This is a genomic window from Ancylomarina longa, from assembly GCF_003996985.1.
Lineage (GTDB): Bacteria > Bacteroidota > Bacteroidia > Bacteroidales > Marinifilaceae > Ancylomarina_A > Ancylomarina_A longa.
Genome location: NZ_RJJX01000019.1, coordinates 1 through 25,951 on the forward strand (window position 1 = coordinate 1; position 25,951 = coordinate 25,951).

Consider the following 25,951-nt stretch of genomic DNA (forward strand, 5'->3'; position numbering starts at 1 on the left):
ATATAAAAACTCAAATAGCGTCGATTTGAGGCACCAGGAATTTACTTCAAAAAAATAAGGTTGTAGCTGGAAGTATGTGAAATACTCATTCTACAACCTTATATATTTTCACCCCGATGGAAATTTAAAGGGGATTTTCAGTGCCCTCATTAATTGATACAGACTCTTTTTATGTATTTATTTCTCTTCTGATTTTATTGGTTCTATTGGTTTAGGAGGTTTAACCTTTTCTTTAAAGGGAGCATCAGTCCCTTTCACCTGTTTGTTTTTATAATCATCAGGGTTTAGATATATGCCTGTTCTCGTAATATTGATAACATTGACATCACTATAGGTCAGAACTACCATTTCATTGTTCTCTAAATCGATAAGTGTTTGTAACAAATTCGATTCAGTACCTGATTGCGAAATAAACAAGGCCTTCTTAGGCATATTAACACTTGATGGAGTTTCCACAACTGTCTGAGTCATGACACAGCCATTGAAAACAAGTAATGCAACTACTCCTATTATTAATTTGTTCATCGTTAAATTGATTTTTATTCTACTTTATATGCTGGAATTCTTCCCGGTGTCCATGGTGTTCCTTCCTTTTCCATATCTGCCTCCAGTTGTTGCATACTTGCCGCAGCATCCTGCAAACGCTTTAATGCCACAGGAAATTCTTCCTTCAATATCTCAAATTGATCTTTTTGTGTTTGGGTTACATCCGAAGTACTTGCCCATTGTGTTTCAATAATAGAATTTATTCTCTCTGCTATTGGAATTTGTGCAGGTGGAATTTCTTCCCAACTAGCCTTTGGTGTTAATCCATTAAACAAATAATCTATCGCCTGAATTTCCGATTCTAAATCCTGAATTCGCGTATTTAAATCGAAATTTAAAGCAGGTGTTTGCAATAAAGCCATACGCATGGCAGCTATTTTCGCATGATAAGCAGCAATCAATTGCGTACTTCCCTGAATAGCTCTCGCCATTTCGGCCACTTTTTGTTGGAAAGACACCAAAGCCGCCCTGTTCTTAGCTGGCAGACTCGTATTATTTAGGGTTTTGGCCTTGAAAGGAAGCGGACCGGCTAAAGCCTGATAGTTTTCCTTACTTACCATTCCCATTTCCACCTGATAATCGCCAGGCATGGCCAGCATACCAGATTTTGCCTTTTTAGTAGGATCAAATTTCTTAGCTGTAATAGGTCGGGTAGATTCAAATCTTAAATCCCAATTTGCTCTATTGATTCCCTTTTGTGCTTTCACAGCTAGCTTTCGAACTTCGTTTCCTGCGGCATCCTTAATGGTGAATAGCAAATAAGGACTTATTTCTCTGCCTTCTTCCTCTAGCTGTTTCCAGCTTGGTTGCGGAATATAAGCATTGGTTTTCATCAGCTCTTTTTCCTTTTCTTTTCGGATTTGTTTCGCTGTTTTTGGTACCTCTTTCAAATAATAGGTAAATGTTGCTCCAAATTCAGGATTGGGTGCTGTATAGTAAGTAGCTCCCATATTTCCTTTTCCTCCTTTTTGAATATACATCAAAGCATCTTTCACAGGGAATAAATGAGCTTTCTCCTCCAACATGCTATTGCTTAGCTTTCGCAAAGGAGTATAGTCATCCAGAATATAGAAACCACGACCAAAACTGGCAGCAACCAAATCGTTCTCGCGTTGCTGAATGGTTAAATCGCGAACTGCAATAGTTGGAATACCAGCCTTCAACTGTGTCCATTTCGCGCCTCCATCAATAGTGAAGAATACGCCAAATTCGGTTCCTACGAATAATAAGTTTGGATTCACATTATCTTGCTCGATGGTATGAACCGTTCCATTCTCAGGAAGATTGGAAGCAATGCTTGTCCAAGTTGCACCCTTATCGCTACTTTTTAAAAGATAGGGTTTAAAATCATCGCGCTTGCGATTATCGAAGGAAGCATACACAATATTAGCATCGTATTTCGAAGGTAGAATATCACTTACATAGGTATATTCAGGCACTCCCGGGAAAGTGGAAATTTTATTCCATTTCTCGCCACCATTATCGGTGTATTGAATTAAGCCATCATCGGTTCCTACATAAAGTAAGTTTTCGGCAACACTAGATTCTGCCATGGCTATAATAGTTCCATATTGCGAGGTAGAAATATGCTTCTTCACAGCATCGGCACTCCAATATTTACTCATTACTTTAAAGGAATCTCTATCTTTTCCGGTACTTAAATCCTCACTAATTACCTTCCAGCTATCTCCCCGATCGTCGCTCTGAAATACTTTATTGGCTGCTGCATAAATTCTGGTATGCATATGAGCGCTAATAATTAAAGGAGCATTCCAGTTCCACTTATAGGCAAGCTCTCCTTTTCGTTCCCGAGGCTTAATACTGATCTTCTCTCCACTCTTCTTATCGTAACGATAGGCATTGCCATATTGATACTCACAATAAACGATATTTGGATCTACAGGATCAATTTGAGCCCAGAAACCATCTCCTCCTAAAATAGGCTGCCACTCCGCATTGGTTACGCCTTTTTTACTTGTATTTCTTGATGGACCACCTATCGAATTATTATCCTGAGTACCACCATAAACATTATAAAAAGGCAAATCATTATCTACCTGTACGCGATAGAACTGGGTAACCGGCAGGTTGCATTTGAATAAATAATTCTCGCCACCATCAAAACTCTCGTACATTCCTCCATCGCCACCAATCATGAAATGTTTGGTGTCATTAGGATCAATCCAGAGTGCATGATCATCTACGTGGCGATTTTTCAGTCCAAGCTTTTTCCAGGTCTTGCCGCCATCCTCGGTATAATGGGTATAAGTTTCCACTGAATATACTTTATCCACATCAAGTGGATCACAATAAATTTCGTTGTAATACTGCCCGCTACTGGCATGGTCGCTCCTCTTCACCCACGATTCCCCTCTATCGGTAGAACGGAAAAAGCCGCTCTTTCCTTCGGCAGCCTCGATAATGGCATATACAATATTGTGATTCACCGGAGAAACAGCAATACCCATTCCTCCTTTATCAACCTTAGGCAGACCAGCTGTTAATTTACGCCAATGTTCACCATTATCGGTTGATTTATAAATAGCAGATTCGGGACCTCCGCCAATTTTAGCATATACATGTCGACGACGTTGTTCCGATGTGGCATAAAGGATATCCGGATTTACCGGATCAATTACCACATTATTTACTCCGGTATTGTCACTAATATTTAAAACCTTCTTCCAGGTTTCACCGCCATCTGTTGTTTTATACAATCCGCGATCGCCTCCAGGTCCCCAAACCGAACCTTCGGCAGCAACAAATACAACATCCGAATTGCGGGGATCGATTACAATACCCCCAATCTGGCGAGAAGCTTTGAGCCCCATATTTTTCCAGTTTTTGCCGCCATCTAATGTTTTATATACACCATCGCCATAGCCTAAAGCCCGCTGGTGATTATTTTCTCCGGTTCCTGTCCATACTACATTACTGTTGTTAGGATCAATGGTAACCACTCCTATAGAGTAGGCACCATATTTATCGAATACAGGTTTCCAGGTGGTTCCGTTATTCTCTGTCTTAAAAATATTTCCACTGGCTACTCCCACATAGTATTCGCTGTGATTATTGGGATTTACTGCAAAATCAGCAATTCGTCCTGAGGTTGTGGCAGGCCCAATACTTCTGAATTTTAAACCATTTAGCATTTTTGAATTAAGCAAAGTATCCTTTGTTACTTCTATAGTTTTCTTTTTGGCGAGCAGATTGCCGGGAAGCAGCAAGATACCCATCATTACAAATAAAAGACTTGAATGTTTCAAGCGAGTTGTTAAGGTGTTCATGTGTTTTGTTTTTAGGTATAAAAAAAACCGGGAACTGAAGTCATTTCCTCCCTTCTCACCCGGCTCAAAATAAGTGTATTATCTTACAAATAATCGATTCTGAATTTACAGGATTTATCCTGAAAATCCTAATAGAATCAATTCAGACTTACTGTACTTCTATGCTATCTGCCGTCATGCTGCTTTTCATCGACCCACACAGATTTCCAGATCAAAAAAAATCCGATTCAATAGAACCGGATTGCTTTATTATCTCCTTTTATTTCGAAGCCAGATGCGCTCCCCGACTTCTACCTTATAATCTTTCTTAATACCATTATACTTGCAAATCCGCTTCAATTTCACTCCATATTTTTGCGAAATATCATATAAATTATCACCTTCCTTCACCCGATGGAAATTATATCCGCGTGCTGCCTTGTTTCGTTTGTTGTGCAGGTATAATATCTGGTCAATCTGAAGGATATAATCTTTAGGCAGATCGTTGTAACGCAATAACTTTTTGCGTTCTACCCCCAGATTTTTAGCTATACTGAAGAAAGTATCTCCTTTTTGCACTTTGATGTAGTGCACTCCATTTGCAATTTCGAGGCGTGCACCAAAAGGATCTATTTCCAAACCGGAATCAATATCTGCCAAATCGGTATCATCGGGTTTCTCCATCCAATAATCTCTACCGGCATTCTTTTTATCCAGCTTATGCAGGTGTTCCTCTTCAATAATCTTAATCAGTCGGTGTGCATATTTAGGATCGGTAGCATAACCAGCCTTTTTTAAACCATGTGCCCATCGCCTGTAGTCATCCGATCGGTACTTAAATAAAAAAGCATAGCGCGATCGGGTGCTTAAAAACTCAGAATGATCTTTATAGGAATCGTAAGGATTATCGTACATTCTAAAACATTCGTTTCTTCTGTCGTCGTCCATTTTCATGCTTGGTCCCCGCCAATCGTGACACTTTATGCCAAAATGATTGTTCCCTTTACGAGCCAATACGGAATTGCCATTTGCCGATTCCAGTAATCCCTGTGCCATGGTAATACTGGCAGGAATTCCGGTTCGTTTCATTTCGCGAATGGCTAGTTGTTTGTATTTTTGTATGTATTGTTTCCTGGTATATCGACTTGCGAATATACTAGTACTGCTTGCTAATAGTAATATGGTATAGAGAATAAACTTCTTCATAGATTGGTTTTTGTGAATCGAAATTGTAAAATGGGAAATCAATGAATTTATGTATATATTAGCTGCGATTTCCAAAACAACCATAAAAATATAACAATCCTGTTAGCCTTCGTAATTAAAAGCGAAAAATTAACAAATTAGCTTTTCTCCGTTGAAATAGTAAGCTTGATATTTTCTATATTATTATAATTGATAAAAATTTGTTTACTTGTTTCTTTAAGACACTAGACCCGGAGTAATCAGAGTTTATTTCCTAAATAGATTAAAAAGGAAATAGTTGTACTTCGAATAGTTTAGTGGATGGAAGATGGCTTGTTAAAATATTTTACGTTCTATGAAGAAAACCCAAATCATCACAACGGTATTTGAATACGATTCTATTGATGAATTATCAACAGAAGATCAGGAATTAGTTTTAAATGCAAAGGAAGCTGCCCTTAGGGCTTACACTCCCTATTCCAAGTTTAATGTGGGTGCCGCACTATTATTGGAGAATGGAAAATTAGTACAAGGCAACAATCAGGAAAATGCTGCTTACCCTTCGGGATTATGTGCCGAACGGGTTGCTGTTTTTTATGCCAACGCGCAATATCCCGATGTGGCGGTAAAGACCATCGCCATTACCTCGCATACCAATGGTAGCTTTTTAGAATCACCGGTTCCGCCTTGTGGTTCCTGCCGTCAGGTTTTGCTGGAAACCGAAGATCGTTACAAGCAACCCATTAAGGTGATTTTATGTGGGGAGAGAAAAATCAAAATAGTGGAAAGCATCAAGCAATTGCTGCCTTTGTTTTTCGACAAGGAAATGCTGGATGAATAGTTGAATGGATGCGAAGAATTTTTCACATTTAAATGAAAAGACTCAAGTTACGTATATTAGGATATTTGATTCCTAAAACTTGCAACTTGAGTCTTGTTTTCAGCTTTTATTGCTGTTCATTTTCACTCTCTACAACTTCTGCCTCATCGGGCTGCTCATCCTTAAGGTAGCGATAGTTAAAACCGTAGTTTCGCATCACACGGCGAACATTAGAAGCTGAATCTTTACGCATTACAAAATGAATGGTGTCTGCAATTTCGCCAATCAATTCATCAACAGGTGTGCGCTTGGCATCCAGCTCTTTTTGTACCCTGTTATACTCGCTATCGGCAGGACCAACTTCTTCCTTCTCCTTTTCGGCAGCTGTTAATTTTTCGAGTACTTCGGCAGTGAAGATGCTACTCCCGTTAGGTCAGTCTTTTTGCACATTTTCCTATTCCGTCGCGAATATTCCTTTTTACTCTAATCAAGAAAAGTGTGCGCGACGGTAAGAAAAGTATTCCGTATCCCGGGATGGCAGTCGCTTATGGCTCCTTTATCCCGGGTTATGGAATTGGAGCCTTTCAGGCTCGCCGAATGCCAACCTAACACCAGCATTTTTCCCTCCTCAGGGAAAATTCCTACTCAAGTGTTTAAAATAACTACATACTTAAAAAACTGAATTAAGCTATTTTCTTAATGCGGGCGTCGCCAATCAGGCGTGATGCGGGAGATACCGCTGCTATGAAATGCCGTACAGCATCCGATTGGCTTGATTTTTTGTTTCCTTTTTTATCTAAGAACCGAACGGAGTGAGCTCATGAATGCCCGTGAAAATAATCTGATGAATAAAAAAGGAAAAGCCTGTCCGGCTTGAGGACTAGTAAGAAAAATTGCATTAAGCCAAAAATCAACAAAAGTAGCATGTCCAAATAAATGCATAAAAAAACCGATGTATCAACATCGGCTTGTAATATTTAAGCTTCTACCATCTTTTCGAATTCTTTCCATAAGTTATCATCTTTCGGAACCGGTGCTTTAATGGTTATTGGTTCTTGCTTTACCGGATGTATAAAGGAGATCTCCCGCGCATGCAAGCCAATTCCTCCACCAGTTTTAGATCGTGGAGCTCCGTATTTTAGATCTCCGCGAATAGGGATTCCAATCTTAGCGAGTTGTGCCCTAATTTGATGATGACGGCCTGTAAATAATTTCACCTCTAGTAAAAAATATTTTTGAGAGCGCGACAACAAGCGATATTCCAGAGTTGCCTCTTTGGCTTTTCCCTTTGGTTTGTCAAAAACATTAGTTCTATTCTTCTCCTCGTTTCTTAATAAGTAGTGAGTCAATCTTTCCTCATCTGCTCTCGGACAATCGCGAACTATTGCCCAATAGATTTTGTTAATCTCCTCCCCTTTCTGCTGAAACATTTTATTTAAACGTGTAAGTGCTTTACTTGTTTTTGCAAATATCACCACTCCGCTCACAGGGCGGTCTATTCGATGAGGAACACCAATAAAAACATCTCCTGGTTTATCGTATTTCTTCTTAATGTAAGCTTTCACCTTCTCACTCAAAGGCTCATCTCCTGTTTTATCACCCTGTACAATATCCTTGCACTTTTTATTAATTGCAATAATATGATTGTCTTCGTATAATATTTCTAATTTTTCTCTCGCCATCTTATTCTTATTTAGTCACTCGTCCTTGGAATATTTGTCAACTTGTAACTTTGAACTTTAGTATTGTTCTCTCTCGTTCGGAAATTCTTTTGATTTTACATCGCTGATATACATCTCCACTGCTCCCTTAATTTCAGCAAACAAGTTGTGATACCTTCTTAAAAAGCGAGGCGAAAATTCCTGAGTAATGCCCAACATATCATGAATCACTAACACCTGTCCGTCAACACCATTACCTGCTCCAATACCAATAATTGGAATCATAACACTCTCGGCAACTTTCCTGGCCAATTCCGCTGGTATTTTTTCCAATACGATTGCAAAGCATCCTGCCTCTTCCAACATTTTAGCATCTTCAATCAGTTTCTCAGCTTCCTCCTCCTCTTTGGCACGAACGGCATAAGTTCCAAACTTATGGATAGACTGCGGGGTTAATCCCAGATGTCCCATAACTGGAATTCCGGCTGATAAAATACGATTTACCGATTCCAATACCTCACGACCACCTTCTAATTTCACGGCATCAGCTCTGGCTTCTTTCATGATCCGAATCGAAGAATTCAAGGCTTCCTTCGAATTTCCCTGGTAAGTTCCAAAGGGAAGATCTACCACAACCAAAGCACGTTGCACTGCACGAACTACCGATGAACCATGGTAAATCATCTGATTCAGCGTAATTGGCAAAGTGGTTTCATTACCAGCCATCACGTTAGAAGCAGAATCTCCCACCAAGATCACATCAATCCCTGCTTTATCAACAATCCTTGCCATGGAAAAATCATAAGAAGTCAACATGGAGATTTTCTCTCCCTTTAATTTCATTTCTGAGAGAACATGTGTGGTTACTCTCTTCACTGTTTCTTTATGAATAGACATTTTTTTCGAATTTTTGGCTATAGTAAAAGATTGCAGATGAATTTATCTACAATATCATTTGATTGCAAAGGTATAAAAAGATTCAATCCGTAAGTATCATTCCTTTTACTCCCTGGCTCAAAACTTCCGTAGCTAATAAGCTAATGAATTACCACAGATCTCTACTTTCTGTCTTTTTGGCAGAACCTTTGTCATGTTTTTGCTGGTTCTAAAGCTTTGTGGTGTCAGTTTTTCATCTCAAAGCTTAAAATATCAAATGGCACAACCTTTGATTACTTCCTTACGGATTAGAAAAACATCCGGAATTAAATTAGAAAAATTTAGAACATTAAATAAATACTAAAATGGGTAAAATAATTGGAATTGATTTAGGAACTACCAACTCTTGTGTATCTGTAATGGAAGGTAACGAGCCTGTAGTTATTCCTAATAGCGAAGGTAAAAGAACAACTCCCTCTATTGTTGCTTTTATAGAAAATGGTGAAAGAAAAGTTGGTGATCCTGCAAAACGTCAGGCGATTACAAATCCAACAAAAACTATTTCTTCTATCAAGAGATTTATGGGAGAAAGCTATGAAAAGGTAACTAAAGAAATTAATCGTGTTCCTTATAAAGTAATTAAAGGCGATAACAATACTCCACGTGTTGAAATCGACGATCGTAAATACTCTCCACAGGAAATCTCGGCTATGACTCTTCAGAAAATGAAGAAAACTGCTGAAGATTATTTGGGTCAAGAAGTTACTGAAGCGGTGATTACCGTTCCTGCTTATTTTAATGATTCACAACGACAAGCAACTAAGGAAGCTGGTGAAATTGCTGGTTTGATTGTAAAAAGAATTATTAATGAGCCTACCGCAGCATCCTTGGCATATGGTCTTGACAAGAAAGACTCGGATATGAAAATTGCAGTATTCGACCTTGGTGGTGGTACTTTCGATATTTCAGTGTTGGAATTAGGTGACGGCGTATTCGAAGTTAAATCTACTAATGGTGATACTCACCTTGGTGGTGATGATTTCGACCAGGTAATTATTGACTGGTTGGCTAATGAATTTCAGAAAGATGAGGGAATTGACTTACGTCAGGATCCAATGGCTCTTCAGCGTTTGAAAGAAGCTGCTGAAAAAGCAAAAGTTGAGCTTTCCAGTGCTACAAGTACTGAAATCAACTTGCCATATATTATGCCAGTGAATGGTATTCCAAAACACCTTGTTAAAACATTATCTCGTGCACAATTTGAGCAATTGGCTGACAGTTTAATTCAGGCAGTTATCGAACCTTGTAGAATTGCATTGAAAGATGCAAATGTTTCTACTTCGGAAATTGATGAAGTTATCTTGGTTGGTGGTTCTACTCGTATTCCTGCAATTCAAAATAAAGTACAGGAATTTTTCGGTAAAGCTCCTTCAAAAGGTGTTAACCCTGACGAAGTTGTTGCTGTAGGTGCTGCAATTCAAGGTGGTGTACTTACCGGTGAAGTAAAAGATGTTCTTCTTTTAGATGTAACTCCACTTTCTCTTGGTATTGAAACTATGGGTGGTGTTATGACTAAATTGATTGAGTCGAATACTACTATTCCTACAAAGAAAACAGAAACCTTTACTACTGCTGCTGATAATCAGCCTTCGGTTGAAATTCATATTCTTCAGGGAGAGCGTCCAATGGCTAATGGCAACAAAACTATCGGTCGTTTTCATTTAGATAGCATTCCACCAGCACCTCGTGGTATTCCTCAAATCGAAGTTGCTTTCGATATTGATGCGAATGGTATCTTAAATGTTTCTGCTAAAGATAAAGGAACTGGTAAAGAGCAAAATATTAGAATCGAAGCTTCCTCCGGATTATCTGATGCTGAAATCGAGAAAATGAGAGAAGAAGCAAAGGCTAACGAAGAAGCCGATAAGCAAGCTAAAGAAAAAGTAGATACTTTGAATAAAGCTGACGGAATGATCTTCCAGACTGAAAAACAGTTGAAGGAGATTGGAGATAAACTTCCTGCTGATAAAAAGCAACCAATTGAAGATGCTTTAAACAAGTTGAAAGAAGCTCATAAAGCTCAGGATCTTGATGCAATCAATAAGTCTCTTGATGAATTAAATACTGTTTTCCAGGCAGCGTCTCAGGAAATGTATAATGCACAAGCTCAGGATCAACAGCAACAACAACCAGGTGGTGAACCTCAAGCTGATGCTGGAACTAAAGCTGATGATGAAGTTACTGATGTAGATTTCGAAGAAGTGAAATAATTCAAACTTCATATATATACCAATGGCGATCAGAGAAATTTGATCGCCATTTTTTTATTCTATAAAAAAGGATTAAAAAGCTACACTATCCGGCGTAGAATGCACCCAGAAAGTTTTCACCTTCATTTTAATATAATTCAATTCATACTCCACACATTTCATAGGATCCTCTTTTCTGTACAAACTCTGTCCTATCTCCAAAACATCCTGCATGGTAGCCCACAGATGATTTAAACAACGAAATACTTCCTCTTTCAGCAAACCTCTGGAATTAAGCAAGCGATTGAGTTCACTTCTATCCGATTTTAAAACTTTGTAAAGGGTTTGAATTCCATCAATAATAGAATGTGCCACATCTGCATTATTAATCGGGATATTCTTCTCCAATTGCTGCAACAAGCCTGGGATAATAGATAATACGGAACTAATATTATTCTTTTCAATAACTTCTACTATCAATTCGAAATCCTTCATTCGCGTTACAGGAAAATAATCCTGTACTTCTAATATAAACGTATTCAAACTTTCTAATTTTCTGTAAATCCCAATCCTTATAGTCTGGATTTTTATTCCTTCAGGACTACAGCAAACCATTTCTTTTGCTTTTTGAATTTGTTCTAAAAAACGATTCTTAAACGTTTGGTCGAATATCGGATAGAATTCATGAAAGGCAGTAATATCCCGAGTGAAATTGTCATAAATAAACTTTGCTGCGATTGGCATTTCATCAAAACTAAAAGGAAAATCTATGGTTTCCATATACTGATTGTTAATTAGTTTATTATTACTTCTATTGAAAAGGAATTCCTGTCTTTATGTGTCAAGACTTATTTCTTGTTGTGTCCATGCCCGAAATCTTCACCACCTAGATCGGACTCCTCAACAAAAAACATAATCAAGAATTCGAATCATAAAATACAAATTATCAATACGAACCAAAAAATATTACGGATGATCTACAACATACGAAGTATCTTAATTGTGCAAAAGCCTTGAAATTGAAAGTAAAATCGCATTAATTTTTTATCACGCATCAATCTTTTATTAGTTTTGTATAGATTGAATAAAAATAAAATAGATCTGGATTCATACCAAAATAGACTTTCTGAAATATTTAGTATGAAAATCAAAAGCTATATTTCGTGCATACCAATCAAAAAATCACTTTTTAGAAACATACAATAATGAACCACAAAATTTTTCTGTTCCTGCTTATTTGCATGCCATTCTTCTCATTGGCACAAAGTCAAAATCAAACCGATGACCTAGGTAGAAAACAAGGTTATTGGGAAAAGAAGTCCCCCAAAGGGAAACTAATATATGCGGGTACTTTCCAGGATAATTACCCTATTGGTGAGATGAAACGATTCCATGAAAACGGAAACTTGAAAGCTGTTTTGTTCTTTTCAAATCATGGAAAATTTGTAAGAGCCTCATTATACAACAAATCAGAAGAACTTACAGCTAAAGGTAATTATATTGAATCCCATAAGGATAGCATTTGGAATTATTACGATACGAAACAACGATTGCGCTCTTCGGAAACCTATCAGCTGGAAGTAAAGAATGGCTGGAGTCAATACTTTTTCACAAATGGCAACGCATCTGAAAAAATAGAGTTTAAAGATGGGCAAAAGCACGGTTTATGGACTAAATATTTCGAAAATGGACAAATTTACCTGGAAGCTGTTTATGATCAGGGAAAACTAAACGGAGGATTTCAAATACATTATCCAAACGGAATAATAGAGTATGGAGGTAAATATATCCAGAATAAAAAAGAAGGGAAATGGGATTATTATTCTGATAAAGGAGATATTCTACTTAGCGTAGAATACAAGAATGGTATTGCCTCCAATCAGGAAGAACTGGATAGTTTGCAGCAGGAAAAGCTCAAAAAAATGGAATCTCAAAAAGATCTTTTTATGGATCCTTCCGATTTTTTAAACGATCCTGATGCTTATCGGCAGTCACAAATGAGAAAATAATAAATTTAATTTTCTAATTAAACCTCCCAACTACAATGGCACAGGAAGGAATTCGTCTTTTTCATTTAAATAATCAGATCAAAAATATTTTATCTGATTCATTCTCTGCAGATATTTGGGTAGTTGCCGAAATAAGCGAGATGCGTTCGAATCAAAACGGACATTGTTACCTGGAATTGGTAGAGAAAGATGAAGAAACGGATCAAATTATCGCCAAAGCAAGAGCCACAATTTGGTCCTATACTTTTCGAATGCTACGACCTTATTTTGAAACTACAACCGGACAAAGATTCACCTCGGGAATTAAAGTTTTGGTGAGTGCACATATAGAGTTTCAGGAAATATACGGATACTCTTTAAATATAAAGGATATTGATCCTAACTACACCCTCGGGGATATGGCACGCAGAAGAAGGGAAATTCTTGCTCGCCTGGAAGAAGAAGGGGTATTGGAAATGAATAAAGAATTAGACTTTCCCGAAATTCCCAAGACAATTGCTATCATATCCTCCCCTACTGCTGCCGGATATGAAGATTTTGTGAAACAGTTAGAGCATAATGGAAATGGCTTTCAATTCCATTATAAACTATTTCCGGCAATTATGCAGGGAAATAAAGCAGAAGAGTCCATTATTCAAGCTTTGGATAGGATCAATGAATATGAAAATCTATTTGATGTAGTAGTGATTATTAGAGGTGGTGGTTCGCAAGCAGATTTGAATTGTTTTGACAGCTATTGGCTTGCTTTTAATATCGCACAATTTCCACTTCCGGTAGTTTCCGGAATTGGTCATGAAAGAGATGAGTCAATCGTTGATATTGTTTCCCATACCAAGGTAAAAACACCTACTGCTGCAGCCGAATTGTTAATTGATTACTTTGATGAATGCAGGGAATATCAAGAAAATCTACAAGAAAATTTATTGCTTGAAGTAAATGAGATACTCCACGGTTCATCGGAACAATTAAGTTTTCTGACCAATAAATTTTCGCAAATGGTTCAACGAATTTTAGAGAGGAAAACCCAACAGTTATTGCTTGCAGATGAGAAATTAATTCAATCCAGTAAACGCTGTTTGACCGGACATGATTATCGACTAAGATCGACACAAGCGAAATTGCAATATGCTTTGCAAAATAGAACAAATCAGGAAAAAAATAAATTAGATCATCTGCAAGGTAAGATGGAGATCAGAATAAAGCATTTATTAGAAAATAAGAAAAACAAACTTTCTTTATTTGAACAATCTATTAGCTATTTAAATCCGGAAAACATTTTAAACAAAGGATATACCTTAACGCTTAAGGCTGGTAAAATCATTAAAAATATTGATCTTTTATCTGAAAAAGACAGGATAGAAACCCGTTTTAAAAATGGATCAGTTACAAGTGAAATTTTGAATATCAAACCTAAAAAATAAATCGAATGGCTAAAAAAAAAATAAGCTACCGCGAAGCTATAACTGAAATAGAAGAAACCATTGCCTCTATTGAAAATGAAGAATTAGACGTAGATGATTTATCGGAAAAAGTAAAACGTGTATCTGAATTACTTGTGTTTTGCAAAGAAAAACTATACAATACAGAACAAGAAGTAGAGAAAATCCTGAAAGATATGGAAGAATAACCAATTAATTCCTAGCAATAATTTGAGCAGAGAATACTTATATCTTTACTATTTTTAGGGTGTTCCGCTAAATAAAAACTTAACAAACCAAATCCATGAATAAATTTTTAATTTTTATCATGATCGCTTTCTGGGGAGTTTCCTGTTCCGCACAAAAGTCATCACCACGCAAAATTCAAGAATTTGTTCAGGAATTTGTTAGCGATTCCAACTTTTATACTGCCGGAATTGGAATTGTAATTTCGGATGTAGAAAGCGGTAAAATACTAGCGCACAATCAAGCTCATTTGGGTCTGATTCCCGCTTCCACCCAAAAGTTGATCACAACTACCACTGCTCTCGAATTATTTGGTGCACATTATCAATTTACAACCAATATTGAAACGGATGGAAGTATCACAAAACAAGGAGTGCTCACCGGAAATATTATCATTCATGGCAACGGCGATCCTACTCTGGGTTCAAAATATTTTTATCCTGAAAAAAATGCTATTGCTTCTCTGTTTGTTAAGCAACTTCGGGAAAAAGGTATAAAAAGCATCGATGGAAATATTATCATCGATGATACTTACTTAAAAGCAAGTATTCCCCCAAGCTGGATATGGGAAGATATCGGTAATTACTATGGAGCTATTCCTCATGGGATAAACTATCTCGATAACCTTTATACCCTCTACTTTAAATCGGGTAAACCAGGAAATCTAACCCAAATTACCAGAACTGATCCTCCACAACTTGATCTACAATTCGAAAATAAAGTAATTAGTTCTGCTGAAAATCGGGATTTGGCTTATATTTTCGGGGGTAACATCAGTAATCAGAGAATAATTGAAGGTAGCATTCCGAAAAACAAGACAGATTTTGCTGTGAAAGGAGCAATGCTGTCTCCTAAAACATATCTACTGGAAGATTTGGAGAAGGCATGTATGAAATCTAATATCACCATTCAACATCGGATAATTAAGGCTCAGATTAAAACGCCTCTCTTCGAATTCAATTCCCCCGAATTAAAAGAAATTGTGCGGATCACCAATCAGAAAAGTGTGAATTTGTTTGCTGATCATCTGTTATTTGAAATTGGTCATTCGAAATTAGGAGAAGCAGATTGGGAAACAGGGATCAAAGCCATCAAATACTACTGGAAAGAGAAAGGATTAAGTACAAATTTCATCCGCTTGTGCGATGGTAGTGGTTTATCTCATTACAATCTGGTTACTGCTCAATTTTTCGACCAATTGCTTCGGTACATGTATAAAAGTAAGTTACGGAATGAATTTATCAGCTCCCTACCTGTGGCAGGAAAATCGGGTACTCTAAAATATTTTGGGAAAAACACACCGCTCGAGGGAAAATGGAAATCTAAAACAGGATCGATGACAGGAGTACGAACCTTTTGTGGATACATTAGTAATAAAAAAGGTAAGGTATTAGCTGTTACCATATTAATTAACAATTATACATCGCTCCATTCCCTGAACAATAAATTGCAAAAGCTTTTAATTCAGTTGTATAATTCTTAAATTGAGGAGTATTGCACTTTAAAATTTAGAATTGACACCTTATGAGAGCCATTCTACAAAAAGTATTTTTACCATTCTTCTTTGTCTTAATCTGTTTTTCTGTTTGGGCTTCCAATCAGAAAAATATTCTTGTTCTTAATTCCTACCACAATGGTTTAAGCTGGACCGATTCTATTGTAAACAGCATAAAAGAAGAATTATCCGTAAATCCAGATTACAATATTTATATTGAAGACATGGATACCAAGCGGAATTTCTCCGAAGTATATTTTCAAATATTAAAACAATTCTACACCCAAAAATATCAAAACCAAAAATTTGATTTAATCATTTCTACCGATAATAATGCCTACAATTTTTTAGTGGATAATCTGGATGCAATATTTGGAAAGGTACCGGTACTTTTTTGCGGATTAAATTCTATCATAAATCCACCAAAAGGATATAGTGGAATATTCGAAAATCTGGATTTTAGCTTCACCATGAATCTTATTAAAAAAAACCACCCCAAATATTCCGAACTTGTTGTTGTAACGGATTATAGTGCAACTGAACGCACAACAATTCAATTCCTAAAAAAGAGTATCGATCAGATGAAAATCCCCTTACGATACCGAATTTTAAAAGCTGCAAACATCTCTGAACTGAAATCGAAACTTGTTTCTCTCGATCCCAATAGCGTACTATTATATCTTGCCTATAACCGGGATGCCAAAGGCAATTATTGCACCTATGAAAAAGGATTTGAAGCGGTGGAACCTTATTGTAAGATTCCGATATATTGTGTTTGGGATTTTTACATGAATAGAGGTGCCATTGGAGGTGCTTTAATAACAGGTAGAATGCAAGGAAAACAGGTATCCGATATGGCAAAACTGGTATTAAATGGTACTTCTGTTGATGATTTACCTCCACAATTAGCGAAATATGAATATGTGTTTGATTACAGACAACTCAAAAAATACCAGATCAAAAAAAATACATTACCCAATAATTCAAAGATCCTAAATGTTCCCTTTAGCTTTGTGCGGGAAAATAAGGATATAGTAATTCTCACACTCACGATATTAGTGCTGCTCACCATTATCATTATCGTATTGACTATTAATAATCATTTGCGCAAAATGAGGGAGCAAAGAGACAAGACACATCTCATAGAAATTAAAGCAAGCAATAAAAAACTAGAGAAGGCCATTGAAATTGCCGAAGAATCGAATCGTTTAAAATCTGCCTTTTTAGCTAATATGTCGCATGAAATCCGTACTCCGATGAATGCTATTCTTGGTTTCACGGAATTACTTTCGGCTGACGATCTGGAAAGTACCAAAAGAAAACGATTCATCTCTATTATTAAAAAAAACACCAATGGATTACTTCGTTTGATTAGTGATATTCTGGATATTTCTAAAATAGAAACCAATCAAATTAAAATTATTAAATCGAACTATAGATTAAATGAATTATTTGAAACTCTGAAAACTAATTATTTTTCTCTATTGGAACATTATGGAAATAGCCATCTGGAATTCAAAATGACATTGCCAGAATCAACGGATATTGAAGAAATTTCAACGGACTACATGAGACTGCAGCAGATATTTACCAATTTACTGGAGAACTCTATAAAATTCACCCATTCGGGAGGAATCGAGATCGGTTATCAGGTAAGCGGAAAATATTTGGAGTTTTTTGTAAGAGATACTGGGATAGGAATTTCTGAGGAAAAGCAGGAAATTATTTTCGACCGTTTCCGTCAAGCAGAATTGGATGCCAATACTCGTCAGTATGGGGGTACTGGCTTGGGTTTGGCTATTAGCAAAAGTTTGGTTGAATTACTTGGCGGACAAATATGGATTCGCTCCAAACTTGGCGAAGGAACTACTTTTTATTTCACCATTCCCTACTAAAACAAAAAAGACGGATGCTATATCCGTCTTCTTTTATATCTTAAAAATATTCTGCTTAAAAGAAATAATATAAACCTAATGTGATTCTATTATTTCCTACCCATTTTTGGTGATCTACTTCTGCGTTTTCGTTGATCACACCATAAGCCGCAGCTGTATATTCTGATTCTAACTGAATTTTCATGTTCTTCATACTGGCAGTAATTCTAGGTGCAATTCTATACAACTCACCAATATTACTTCCACGACTATACACCATTCCTGAAACAACCTTATCATCAGCTCCTAAATTTTTAGAATATCCTCCAAAAATTCCGAATCCAATTTTACCGGGAGTATAATCCAAATCGCACCATCCTGCTAAAATTTTAATGGGAGTATAACTAGCCTCGTTCGTTACCGGATTAATACTTTTTGCAGCATAACCACCTGTCATCAACACATCGGTAAGATTCGATCCGTAAGTAGAATGGATTTTAAAGGTAAAAGGCTTAAAATTCAGCTTTGCATAAGCTAAAACCGACCACGATGTTAGGGTTTCGTCGGCTTTATAACCCGTCGAGGTCATTAATGCAGGCTTAATATTTTTCACTTCACCAGTAACACCAAAAATATGTTTGCCAGGATAAAAATGTATTTGCCCTTGAGCCATTGGCAATCCTGCATTTCTCAAATATTTATTACTGGAACCATCAGGTCCGGTACTAGTGTAATCTCTTTCAGATAAAAGTGCAGCCAACAGTTTCCACTTACCGGATTTGTAGGTAAAACGAACCTGTGGATTTCTGGCAAATGGTTTAAATGGTAAACCGGAATTAGTACCAATCTGTCCCGGCATTACCTCTACAACAAATAGTGGAGCCCAAGTCTGTCCGATCAGCAACGAGGTTTTTCCCCAGTCTAAATTCACGTAAGCATGACGAATTCGGAATCCATTTACATCTGCCTCGGAGTTTCCCATAAACTCAGCTTCCAGCAAGCCGGTAGTTTTAGCACCTAAAATTTCAGGTCCTGTAATCCTCATCCATGTGCGGGATTGAATCACTGCCATATTGTAACTGCTGGCAGCATTAATGTCTCTTCCCGCTGGATCTAAAAATACATTTTTAGGATACAATAATACATGACCTTCGCGTGCACTAACAGTTTGTCGCGAATCAAAGGTGAAGGCTGAATGTACATATCCACCAATTTTTAGGCTAATCGGTAATTCACTTAATTTTTTTTGAGCACAAAGCTCATTTGTGCTTACTCCAAGAAATACCAATAATATCAGTAAGTAGTTTAATCGTTTCATCTAAAATGTTAGGTTTTTGTTTCGGGCACAAATATAAACAGGATTCTGACTTATTCCATCTATTATATTCCTGTTATAGAAGCGTTATTTTAGTGATTTCCCCAAAAGCTAACCATTGAGAACATTTTACCATTGGTTTTTACCAACTCAGATCTACGAGAGCATTTTGCCACGTGGTTTTTGCCAACTCAAAGCTGCGAGAGCATTTTGCCAGCGGTTTTTCCCAAATTCTGAACATCGGGAGCATTTTGCCAAGGCGAGTTAGTACCTTAAAACATTTTAATATTCCTGATAAATAATTAGGGAATCTCCTTCGAACTCAATTCTAAAGCTATCTCCCATCGATTCGTTGAGCGTTCCTTGCCACATTTGCTCCAACTTCTGATTGGTTAAAGCATAACGCAAGTTTGCCGTAGAAATTAAAGTGTCTGAATTTGGAGAGAAGATGGATACCTGTTGTCCTGTATAGCTTTCGAAGTTCTTGGATCGGATGATCGGAGTAAAAACACCATAACTGGTCAACATTTTCACTTTAACTATTTTGGCATATCTGGGAAGTAAAAATACATTTCCAATCATATGATCGTCGCGTTCGCCTGTTGCTCCAACTATAGTAATATCTAAAAAACTATTTTTCTTACACCAATGAATAGCCTTCGTTAAATCGTTGGTATCCTGATTGGCGAAATGATGAACGATATCATGGTACTTTAATTTTAATTCAGCATCCAGTGAATCCAAATCGCCAACAATGGCATATGGTTCTATCTTAGCCTTCTCTAACTTATTAATTGCACCATCACAGCACACAATATGCTTACTGTTCTTTAATTCCTGTAATGGTATTTCGTGGGTTGGAAAAGCACCATTTGCTAATATTACCGCTTTTTTATGCATCCTTATTTTGCGTCTTTAATCCGAATTTCACAATCGGTCAAAATTAGTTATTTCGCTCCAGTGCTTCGGTACGAAACTTATCTTTTTTCCATTGTAAGTAGCCAACCACAGCCAAAATAGTATAGAAAAAGAATAAAACAGAGGTAGGATACAATCCTTTGTAAATATAAAGAGCCAGCGAAACAGCATTAACCACTACCCAAACCAACCATTGCTCCAGTATTTTCTTGGCAAGCATCCAGGTTGCAACAATACTTAGCGCGGTAGTAAAGGAATCCCAATAGGGAATCGGACTATCGGTAAAATTTACCAGGATGTACGAAATAAGCACATAAATAATCATACTTATTCCAAATAAAATCAGAAAAAGACGTTTGCTTAAGTGACTTATCGGTAATTCTTCCGCAGTACTATCCTTCCCTTTCGACCACAATATCCAACCATAAATACTGATAAAAACATAGTAGAATTGCAAGGACATATCAGCATAAAATTTGGAAACAAAAAACACGTAGATATACATTACCGAGGTAAGTAAACCAATCGGCCACAGCCATTTGTTCTGTTTAATTTCCAGATATAAGAAAATCAAACCGGAAATTGTTCCAACGATTTCAATGATATTATCAATAATCCAATTCATTTCCTGTATTTTACGTTAGAGTAGCAAGTATTTTAGGTAAGAGACGTAGCAATGCTACGTCTCTACAAAATTATTAAAATCTTAATGTTATACCAGCCAGAAAATTAATTCCTGCTTGTGGATAATAGTATCTCCAGGTCTTCTCCACTCCCTGCTCATACCAATTTCCACCATAAGCATTGTTCTCATATTTTTTATCGAAAACATTGTTTACCTGTAACTGAAAGGCAATTTCTTTCATCCACGAAGGATGAATGGAATAATCAATTCGCACGTTGTGAATATCGTATTTATCCAGCTTTCTTTCAGAATTACTTGTGTTGTCGAAATATTGCTCGCCCACATATTTACTGATAAAATTAATACCCAATCCTTTTGCCGGAGTCCAGCTTAAAACACTACTACCAACAACTTCCGGAGAATAGCTAATATGGGAGTCGCCAAGTTTTTTGCCTTTGTACTCTTCCTTCCAATTTTCGTCGTAATAAGTGGAATATTCTACAAAATCTTTAATACGATTACGGCTAAAAGTTAGATTGGCATCCCATTTTAATTTTGGTAAGATCTGCATCCCCCAAATCAACTCCACTCCTGCACGATAACTCTTATCTACATTGGTCATGATATCGTATCCCACACTATTTTTTTCTCCGGTAGGAACCAATTGATCGCGATAATACATGTAGTAAAAGTTGACACCAAATGTTACTTTCGCTGATTTAAAGTTATATCCCAATTCGTAATCAAAAAGAGACTCATCGGTTGGTAAATTACTTAAATCGGTTTTGGCATCCTTAAAGTTGGCACGAGTTGGTTCCCGGTGTGCAACACCAAAGGAAAAATAAGCATTATTACGATCGTTAAGGGTATAATACAATCCCATCTTAGGATTAAAGAAGTCATACTGATGATTTTGCACCAATGGTAATAAGTCATCATCCACACCAGTCATATCGTAAGAAATATGGCGGTACTGAACATCACCATAAGCATTTAATTTATCACTTAACTCGTAGTTTACTTTAGCAAAAGCATTGTAATCTGTCTTTTTACCATTATTAAGATACCATTGATAATCATTCTTTGTTCCTCCATTCTGTGCCCAAAGAATATTCCCAAAATGATCCCCATCGTAATGATTCCATGCACCACCGATAGAGGCATCAACTCTGTTTTTCTTATAATTTAGTGAATAGGTAAATCCGTAAAAATCGTTTTGCATCCATTTCTGACGGGTTAGATCTGTGCTTGTGATTTCTGCTCCATTAACAACAGGATTTGCCAAACCATATTCCGCATAGGTTTCATCTTCCTTATACTGCTCATAATATCCTTTTCCTTTGGTATAATGCAAGGCTGCATTCATGTTAAGATTCGAGCTCAACTCCTGTGAATAGAATAACTGATAATGCGTTTGCTTATAATTATCGGTTTGATTGTCGTAATAATGAACATTTCCAGCCTCATCGGTATATTCACCAGCCGGATTATATGTTCTGGCTTTCGGATCTGAATCGTTATGGATTCCAGGATTTCCCCACCAACTAATTCCGGTCTTCTCTTCCCCATCCATGATGTTGAATTTCAACATGCTCTTTTCGGTGTAGTAAGTACCACTTACAAAAAAGGACTCATGATCAGAGAAAGCACGATCTACAAAACCATCCGATTTCAAACGAGAGTAGCGCGCATCAAAACTAAATTTTCCATTAATTAAACCGGTTCCGGCTTTAAATGTATTTCGGAAAGTATTAAATGAGCCACCAACACTTTGCACCTCTGCATAAGGTTCTGTATTTACCGTTTCGGTTTGAAAATTAATTGTTGCACCAAAAGCGGCTGCTCCATTGGTAGAGGTTCCCACACCACGCTGAATCTGTATATTATTAACAGAGGAAGCAAAATCGGGCATATTTACCCAATACACTCCCTGCGATTCAGAATCATTTAATGGAACACCATTGATGGTCACATTAATTCTGGAAGCATCCGTACCACGAATTCGCATGGCCGAATAACCAACTCCATTTCCCGCTTCAGAAGATTCTACCAAGGATGGTGTTAAACTCAATTGGTAAGGAATATCCTGCCCGGTATTCTGCCTTTTCACATCATCGCCCGATAAATTGGTTACTGCAACCGGTGCTTTATTGCCTGCTCTAGTGGCAGCAACAATCACTTCATCAGTCAAAATGGCAGTTGCTTTTAATTTAAAATTTAACTCTTGCGATTCGGACAGCTGAATTTCTCTCACCATTTTTTCGAATCCGATAAAGGATACCACGAATTGATACTCCCCTTTCTTCAGATTTCGAAAATGATATTCACCTTTTGAATTACTTACTGTCCCCAGATAAGATCCTTTTACTGCAATTGTAGCACCCGGAAGAGAATTTCCTTTATTATCGGTTATTCTCCCACTCAGAGAGATCTGAGAAAATCCGATAAAACATGCAAATTGCAATACCATTAACATGGCTACTCTGCGCAAAACAGAGTTCATTTGTCTTGTAAACATTGTTTATAAGTTAAAACGTTAAAAATATTGCAATGAGGTATTGATAAGATCAGGTTGGCGAAAAGTTATTTCGCAATTTCCCTACGCCGGCATTACCCGGATCAGGTTTAAGGGTATGATCTCAGCCTGTAATTAAGGCACCCCACTGTGATTTCGCGTCAAAGGTAATTGGAATTTGATCAAAAACAAAAAAGCCGGCATTATGCCGACTTTTTTCAAAACCTAAACGATTACTTTTCTAACCTATATAATAATTATTCCGGATGAGATATTTCCAGAACATCCTTAATAGCTTTAATAAATGTTTCTTTTGGTAGAGCTCCTTGTGCCATTGTTGGTTTCCCTTTGGTAGGAATAAACAACAGACTGGGAATACTTCTAATTCCGAATGCAGCTGAAACCTTTGGTGATTTATCGGTATCTACCTTATAAATCTGAAGGGCATCACCATATTCCTTTTGAAGTTCTTCTAATATTGGAGCCACTCGCCTACATGGTCCACACCAAGTAGCATAAAAATCCACGATAACTGGTTTATCGCCTTTGAAGTTCCAATCCTTACTATTTTCAAAATCGAAAACTTTTTGCTTAAAACTGTCCTCATCTAAATGAATCACCTTTGCAGAAGTGTTTGCCTGAGCAAACACATTTACACCTAAAAATGTAACCAACAGCACCAATAATACCTTCTTCATATTAAAATATTTTCAGGGATAATCCCAAATTTCGAGCCTACCACTTGTTCAACATACAATTCAAGTTTCCAAAAATACACAAGTAATTTGTTTTATCGTATTCTTAAAATGAATTGTATCTATCTACTCCTTAACTCCCAGAACTTCGTTAAAAGCCTGCTTAAACGATTCTTTCGTCATTGCTCCTTGCGCCATTTGTGGCTGTCCATCTTTGGGGATGAATAACAAGGAAGGAATACTTTGGATTCCAAACATAGCAGACAATTCACGCTCACTCTCGGTATCAATTTTATAAATATCGAGCGCATCACCATATTCTGCTTTTAATTCTTCTAAAATTGGAGCCACCGTTTTACAAGGTCCACACCAATCTGCATAAAAGTCAACCAAACAAGGTCTGGTTCCTTCAAATTTCCAATCTTTATTTTGATCAAAATCAAATACTTTAGACTTAAAAGTCTCTGCTGTCAAATGTTCAACCATAACTTATACTAAAATTAAATTTACTTTTTAATATATCTACAAATCTATACATTTATTTTTGACAATTTGTATGCCAAAACCAATTTTTGACAGAACTTTCAGAATCAATATAAATAATTGTAATTTTGTCAGCGCAATAATTCATACATCGAGCATAACAGAATCGTTGTTTTATAAACTGCTACACAAGTAGCAATCAGAAAAAAATTAAAGTGGAAAAATATTTAAAACACCCTATATTTTCTATTATTTCAGAAATTGTTACGGCAGAAAATCTGGAATGTTACGTAATTGGAGGCTTTGTACGAGACATATTTTTAGAGCGGGAATCAAAGGACATAGATTTAGTTGTAATTGGAAGTGGAATAGAATTGGCTCAAAAAGTGGCAGCCAAATCAGGTAAGCCCAAAGTTTCTGTTTTCAAGAATTTTGGTACTGCCATGCTTAAATACAAAGACTTAGAAATTGAATTTGTTGGGGCCAGGAAGGAATCCTATAATCGTAATTCCCGCAAACCAGTTGTGGAAGATGGAAATCTGGAAGATGATCAGAAAAGAAGAGATTTTACGATTAACGCCTTAGCACTTAGCTTACACAAGGATAATTTTGGCGAATTATTAGATCCTTTTGAAGGAATTGAAGATTTGAAAAGAAAAATCATCAAAACACCTATGGATCCCAAAATTACCTTCTCGGATGATCCATTAAGAATGATGAGAGCGATTCGCTTTGCAACCCAATTAAATTTTGCCATTGCTCCGGAAACCTTTGAAGCTATTCAGGAAAATAAGGATAGAATTAACATTATTTCTAAGGAAAGAATTATTGAAGAGCTTAATAAAATTATTCTATCTGACAAACCTTCTATTGGCTTTAAATTATTGGAAGAATGTGGATTACTAAAACTCATTTTTCCTGAATTTCAACGATTGAAAGGAAGAGAAAGCCGAAATGGGATCAGCCATAAGGACAATTTTTATCACACACTTGAAGTTTTAGATCAATTGGTTCCAAATACCGATAATCTATGGTTGAGATGGGCCGCATTGTTACATGACATTGCGAAACCCAAAACAAAAAAGTTTATTGAAGGGATTGGCTGGACATTTCATGCTCACAACTTTCTGGGTGAAAAAATGGTTCCCCGCATTTTTAAGAACCTGAAATTACCTTTGAATGAAAAAATGAAATTTGTTCAAAAGATGGTTTTACTACATATGCGTCCGATTGTTTTGTCGCAGGAAGAAGTAACAGATTCTGCTATCCGTCGCCTACTTTTTGATGCTGGAGACGATATAGATGAATTGATGAAGCTTTGCGAAGCAGATATTACTTCTAAAAACGAAGAGAAAGTAAAACGATTTCTTAGTAATTTCCAACTGGTTAGGACTAAATTGAAAGAAGTGGAGGAGAAAGATGCTCTTAGAAATTTTCAACCACCCATTGATGGACAGGAGATTATCGACACCTTTAATTTGTCTCCATGCAAGATGATTGGAGATATTAAAATTGCTATTAAAGATGCAATACTGGATGGAATTATCCCAAACGAATATGAAGCAGCATATGATTTTATGCTTAAAAAAGGGAAAGAATTGGGACTGAAACCTGTCCCCAAAAAGAAATGAAATGGAGCTCGGGAATAATCCCGAGTTTTTTTTTGCTATTTCTAACCTTTGCATGCTAAAAAGCAGCTTATGAATCATTCATAAAATATATTTTTGCCGACCTGAGAAAGCAAGCTAACTAAAT

21 protein-coding genes and 1 riboswitch are annotated in these 25,951 nt (G+C 36.8%); of the genes, 8 read left to right on the forward strand and 13 right to left on the reverse strand.

Translation table 11 applies throughout. The features are described from left to right. Window positions 1-177 precede the first annotated feature (177 nt). From DLK05_RS12395 to DLK05_RS12405, 3 genes are all read right to left on the reverse strand, one after another. Complete coding sequence (locus tag DLK05_RS12395; protein ID WP_127344325.1) at window positions 178-525, reverse strand: hypothetical protein; 348 nt, start codon at window positions 523-525, stop codon at window positions 178-180. A gap of 14 nt (window positions 526-539) precedes the next feature. After that, window positions 540-3,833 carry a WD40/YVTN/BNR-like repeat-containing protein gene (locus DLK05_RS12400; protein ID WP_127344326.1) on the reverse strand — a complete coding sequence of 1,098 codons (3,294 nt, stop codon included), beginning with the start codon at window positions 3,831-3,833 and terminating at the stop codon, window positions 540-542. 249 nt (window positions 3,834-4,082) lie between these two features. Further along, a complete protein-coding gene (locus tag DLK05_RS12405) occupies window positions 4,083-5,018 on the reverse strand; it encodes a glucosaminidase domain-containing protein (protein ID WP_127344327.1) in 936 nt (311 codons plus the stop codon). 334 nt (window positions 5,019-5,352) lie between these two features. On the opposite strand from DLK05_RS12405, the gene DLK05_RS12410 reads away from it, so the two are divergent. After that, entirely contained in the window at window positions 5,353-5,838 is a 486-nt protein-coding gene (locus DLK05_RS12410) for a cytidine deaminase (RefSeq protein WP_127344328.1), read from the forward strand. A gap of 106 nt (window positions 5,839-5,944) precedes the next feature. On the opposite strand, the gene DLK05_RS17925 is transcribed toward DLK05_RS12410, so the two are convergent. The 3 genes from DLK05_RS17925 to panB all read right to left on the reverse strand — a co-directional run bounded on the left by DLK05_RS17925 (window position 5,945) and on the right by panB (window position 8,375). Then, on the reverse strand, window positions 5,945-6,070 hold the full coding sequence (locus DLK05_RS17925; RefSeq protein ID WP_262707825.1) for a hypothetical protein: 126 nt from the start codon (window positions 6,068-6,070) through the stop codon (window positions 5,945-5,947). 724 nt (window positions 6,071-6,794) lie between these two features. After that, window positions 6,795-7,499 carry an RluA family pseudouridine synthase gene (locus DLK05_RS12415; RefSeq protein ID WP_127344329.1) on the reverse strand — a complete coding sequence of 235 codons (705 nt, stop codon included), beginning with the start codon at window positions 7,497-7,499 and terminating at the stop codon, window positions 6,795-6,797. Window positions 7,500-7,556: 57 nt separating this feature from the next. Then, the gene (gene panB, locus DLK05_RS12420) at window positions 7,557-8,375 is read right to left on the reverse strand and encodes a 3-methyl-2-oxobutanoate hydroxymethyltransferase (protein ID WP_127344330.1); all 819 of its coding nucleotides are present in this window, start codon (window positions 8,373-8,375) and stop codon (window positions 7,557-7,559) included. A gap of 344 nt (window positions 8,376-8,719) precedes the next feature. On the opposite strand from panB, the gene dnaK reads away from it, so the two are divergent. Continuing rightward, window positions 8,720-10,624 (forward strand): molecular chaperone DnaK, encoded by a 1,905-nt coding sequence (gene dnaK, locus DLK05_RS12425; RefSeq protein ID WP_127344331.1) that lies wholly within the window; start codon window positions 8,720-8,722, stop codon window positions 10,622-10,624. A gap of 72 nt (window positions 10,625-10,696) precedes the next feature. Here dnaK and DLK05_RS12430 read toward each other — a convergent pair whose 3' ends face one another. Then, window positions 10,697-11,383: a hypothetical protein gene (locus tag DLK05_RS12430; protein WP_127344332.1), complete on the reverse strand. Its 687-nt coding sequence runs from the start codon at window positions 11,381-11,383 to the stop codon at window positions 10,697-10,699. Between the two features lie 425 nt (window positions 11,384-11,808). Between DLK05_RS12430 and DLK05_RS12435 the strand changes: the two genes are divergently transcribed. The 5 genes from DLK05_RS12435 (at window position 11,809) to DLK05_RS12455 (ending at window position 17,666) form a co-directional block, all read left to right on the forward strand. Further along, window positions 11,809-12,612, forward strand: coding sequence for a toxin-antitoxin system YwqK family antitoxin (locus DLK05_RS12435; RefSeq protein WP_127344333.1), 804 nt, complete (start codon window positions 11,809-11,811; stop codon window positions 12,610-12,612). A gap of 35 nt (window positions 12,613-12,647) precedes the next feature. Further along, entirely contained in the window at window positions 12,648-14,033 is a 1,386-nt protein-coding gene (gene xseA / locus DLK05_RS12440; RefSeq protein ID WP_209319865.1) for an exodeoxyribonuclease VII large subunit, read from the forward strand. Window positions 14,034-14,038: 5 nt separating this feature from the next. Further along, the gene (xseB, locus tag DLK05_RS12445) at window positions 14,039-14,239 is read left to right on the forward strand and encodes an exodeoxyribonuclease VII small subunit (protein WP_127344334.1); all 201 of its coding nucleotides are present in this window, start codon (window positions 14,039-14,041) and stop codon (window positions 14,237-14,239) included. A gap of 95 nt (window positions 14,240-14,334) precedes the next feature. Then, entirely contained in the window at window positions 14,335-15,759 is a 1,425-nt protein-coding gene (gene dacB / locus DLK05_RS12450) for a D-alanyl-D-alanine carboxypeptidase/D-alanyl-D-alanine endopeptidase (protein WP_127344335.1), read from the forward strand. A gap of 41 nt (window positions 15,760-15,800) precedes the next feature. Further along, window positions 15,801-17,666, forward strand: a complete 1,866-nt coding sequence (locus tag DLK05_RS12455) for a sensor histidine kinase (protein WP_127344336.1) — start codon at window positions 15,801-15,803, stop codon at window positions 17,664-17,666. A gap of 55 nt (window positions 17,667-17,721) precedes the next feature. Here DLK05_RS12455 and DLK05_RS12460 read toward each other — a convergent pair whose 3' ends face one another. The 6 genes from DLK05_RS12460 to trxA (DLK05_RS12485) all read right to left on the reverse strand — a co-directional run bounded on the left by DLK05_RS12460 (window position 17,722) and on the right by trxA (DLK05_RS12485) (window position 24,199). After that, on the reverse strand, window positions 17,722-18,963 hold the full coding sequence (locus tag DLK05_RS12460) for a DcaP family trimeric outer membrane transporter (RefSeq protein WP_127344337.1): 1,242 nt from the start codon (window positions 18,961-18,963) through the stop codon (window positions 17,722-17,724). A gap of 279 nt (window positions 18,964-19,242) precedes the next feature. Further along, complete coding sequence (locus tag DLK05_RS12465) at window positions 19,243-19,860, reverse strand: thiamine diphosphokinase (RefSeq protein ID WP_127344338.1); 618 nt, start codon at window positions 19,858-19,860, stop codon at window positions 19,243-19,245. A 43-nt stretch (window positions 19,861-19,903) separates the two neighbouring features. Beyond that, window positions 19,904-20,503, reverse strand: coding sequence for a nicotinamide riboside transporter PnuC (gene pnuC, locus DLK05_RS12470; RefSeq protein WP_127344339.1), 600 nt, complete (start codon window positions 20,501-20,503; stop codon window positions 19,904-19,906). Between the two features lie 73 nt (window positions 20,504-20,576). After that, window positions 20,577-23,021: a TonB-dependent receptor gene (locus DLK05_RS12475; RefSeq protein ID WP_235831997.1), complete on the reverse strand. Its 2,445-nt coding sequence runs from the start codon at window positions 23,019-23,021 to the stop codon at window positions 20,577-20,579. 60 nt (window positions 23,022-23,081) lie between these two features. Then, a riboswitch (TPP riboswitch) is annotated at window positions 23,082-23,175 on the reverse strand. A 100-nt stretch (window positions 23,176-23,275) separates the two neighbouring features. Further along, complete coding sequence (gene trxA, locus DLK05_RS12480) at window positions 23,276-23,716, reverse strand: thioredoxin (protein WP_127344340.1); 441 nt, start codon at window positions 23,714-23,716, stop codon at window positions 23,276-23,278. A 123-nt stretch (window positions 23,717-23,839) separates the two neighbouring features. Then, entirely contained in the window at window positions 23,840-24,199 is a 360-nt protein-coding gene (trxA, locus tag DLK05_RS12485) for a thioredoxin (protein WP_127344341.1), read from the reverse strand. Between the two features lie 212 nt (window positions 24,200-24,411). Between trxA (DLK05_RS12485) and DLK05_RS12490 the strand changes: the two genes are divergently transcribed. Beyond that, entirely contained in the window at window positions 24,412-25,827 is a 1,416-nt protein-coding gene (locus DLK05_RS12490; protein WP_127344342.1) for a CCA tRNA nucleotidyltransferase, read from the forward strand. Window positions 25,828-25,951 lie beyond the last annotated feature (124 nt).

Coding starts and splice junctions, on each gene's coding strand:
- DLK05_RS12395 (WP_127344325.1), bottom strand. CDS start 525: ATGAACAAATTAATAATAGGAGTAGTTGCATTACTTGTTTTCAATGGC.
- DLK05_RS12400 (WP_127344326.1), bottom strand. CDS start 3,833: ATGAACACCTTAACAACTCGCTTGAAACATTCAAGTCTTTTATTTGTA.
- DLK05_RS12405 (WP_127344327.1), bottom strand. CDS start 5,018: ATGAAGAAGTTTATTCTCTATACCATATTACTATTAGCAAGCAGTACT.
- DLK05_RS12410 (WP_127344328.1), top strand. CDS start 5,353: ATGAAGAAAACCCAAATCATCACAACGGTATTTGAATACGATTCTATT.
- DLK05_RS17925 (WP_262707825.1), bottom strand. CDS start 6,070: ATGCGTAAAGATTCAGCTTCTAATGTTCGCCGTGTGATGCGAAACTAC.
- DLK05_RS12415 (WP_127344329.1), bottom strand. CDS start 7,499: ATGGCGAGAGAAAAATTAGAAATATTATACGAAGACAATCATATTATT.
- panB (WP_127344330.1), bottom strand. CDS start 8,375: ATGTCTATTCATAAAGAAACAGTGAAGAGAGTAACCACACATGTTCTC.
- dnaK (WP_127344331.1), top strand. CDS start 8,720: ATGGGTAAAATAATTGGAATTGATTTAGGAACTACCAACTCTTGTGTA.
- DLK05_RS12430 (WP_127344332.1), bottom strand. CDS start 11,383: ATGGAAACCATAGATTTTCCTTTTAGTTTTGATGAAATGCCAATCGCA.
- DLK05_RS12435 (WP_127344333.1), top strand. CDS start 11,809: ATGAACCACAAAATTTTTCTGTTCCTGCTTATTTGCATGCCATTCTTC.
- xseA (WP_209319865.1), top strand. CDS start 12,648: ATGGCACAGGAAGGAATTCGTCTTTTTCATTTAAATAATCAGATCAAA.
- xseB (WP_127344334.1), top strand. CDS start 14,039: ATGGCTAAAAAAAAAATAAGCTACCGCGAAGCTATAACTGAAATAGAA.
- dacB (WP_127344335.1), top strand. CDS start 14,335: ATGAATAAATTTTTAATTTTTATCATGATCGCTTTCTGGGGAGTTTCC.
- DLK05_RS12455 (WP_127344336.1), top strand. CDS start 15,801: ATGAGAGCCATTCTACAAAAAGTATTTTTACCATTCTTCTTTGTCTTA.
- DLK05_RS12460 (WP_127344337.1), bottom strand. CDS start 18,963: ATGAAACGATTAAACTACTTACTGATATTATTGGTATTTCTTGGAGTA.
- DLK05_RS12465 (WP_127344338.1), bottom strand. CDS start 19,860: ATGCATAAAAAAGCGGTAATATTAGCAAATGGTGCTTTTCCAACCCAC.
- pnuC (WP_127344339.1), bottom strand. CDS start 20,503: ATGAATTGGATTATTGATAATATCATTGAAATCGTTGGAACAATTTCC.
- DLK05_RS12475 (WP_235831997.1), bottom strand. CDS start 23,021: ATGTTTACAAGACAAATGAACTCTGTTTTGCGCAGAGTAGCCATGTTA.
- trxA (WP_127344340.1), bottom strand. CDS start 23,716: ATGAAGAAGGTATTATTGGTGCTGTTGGTTACATTTTTAGGTGTAAAT.
- trxA (WP_127344341.1), bottom strand. CDS start 24,199: ATGGTTGAACATTTGACAGCAGAGACTTTTAAGTCTAAAGTATTTGAT.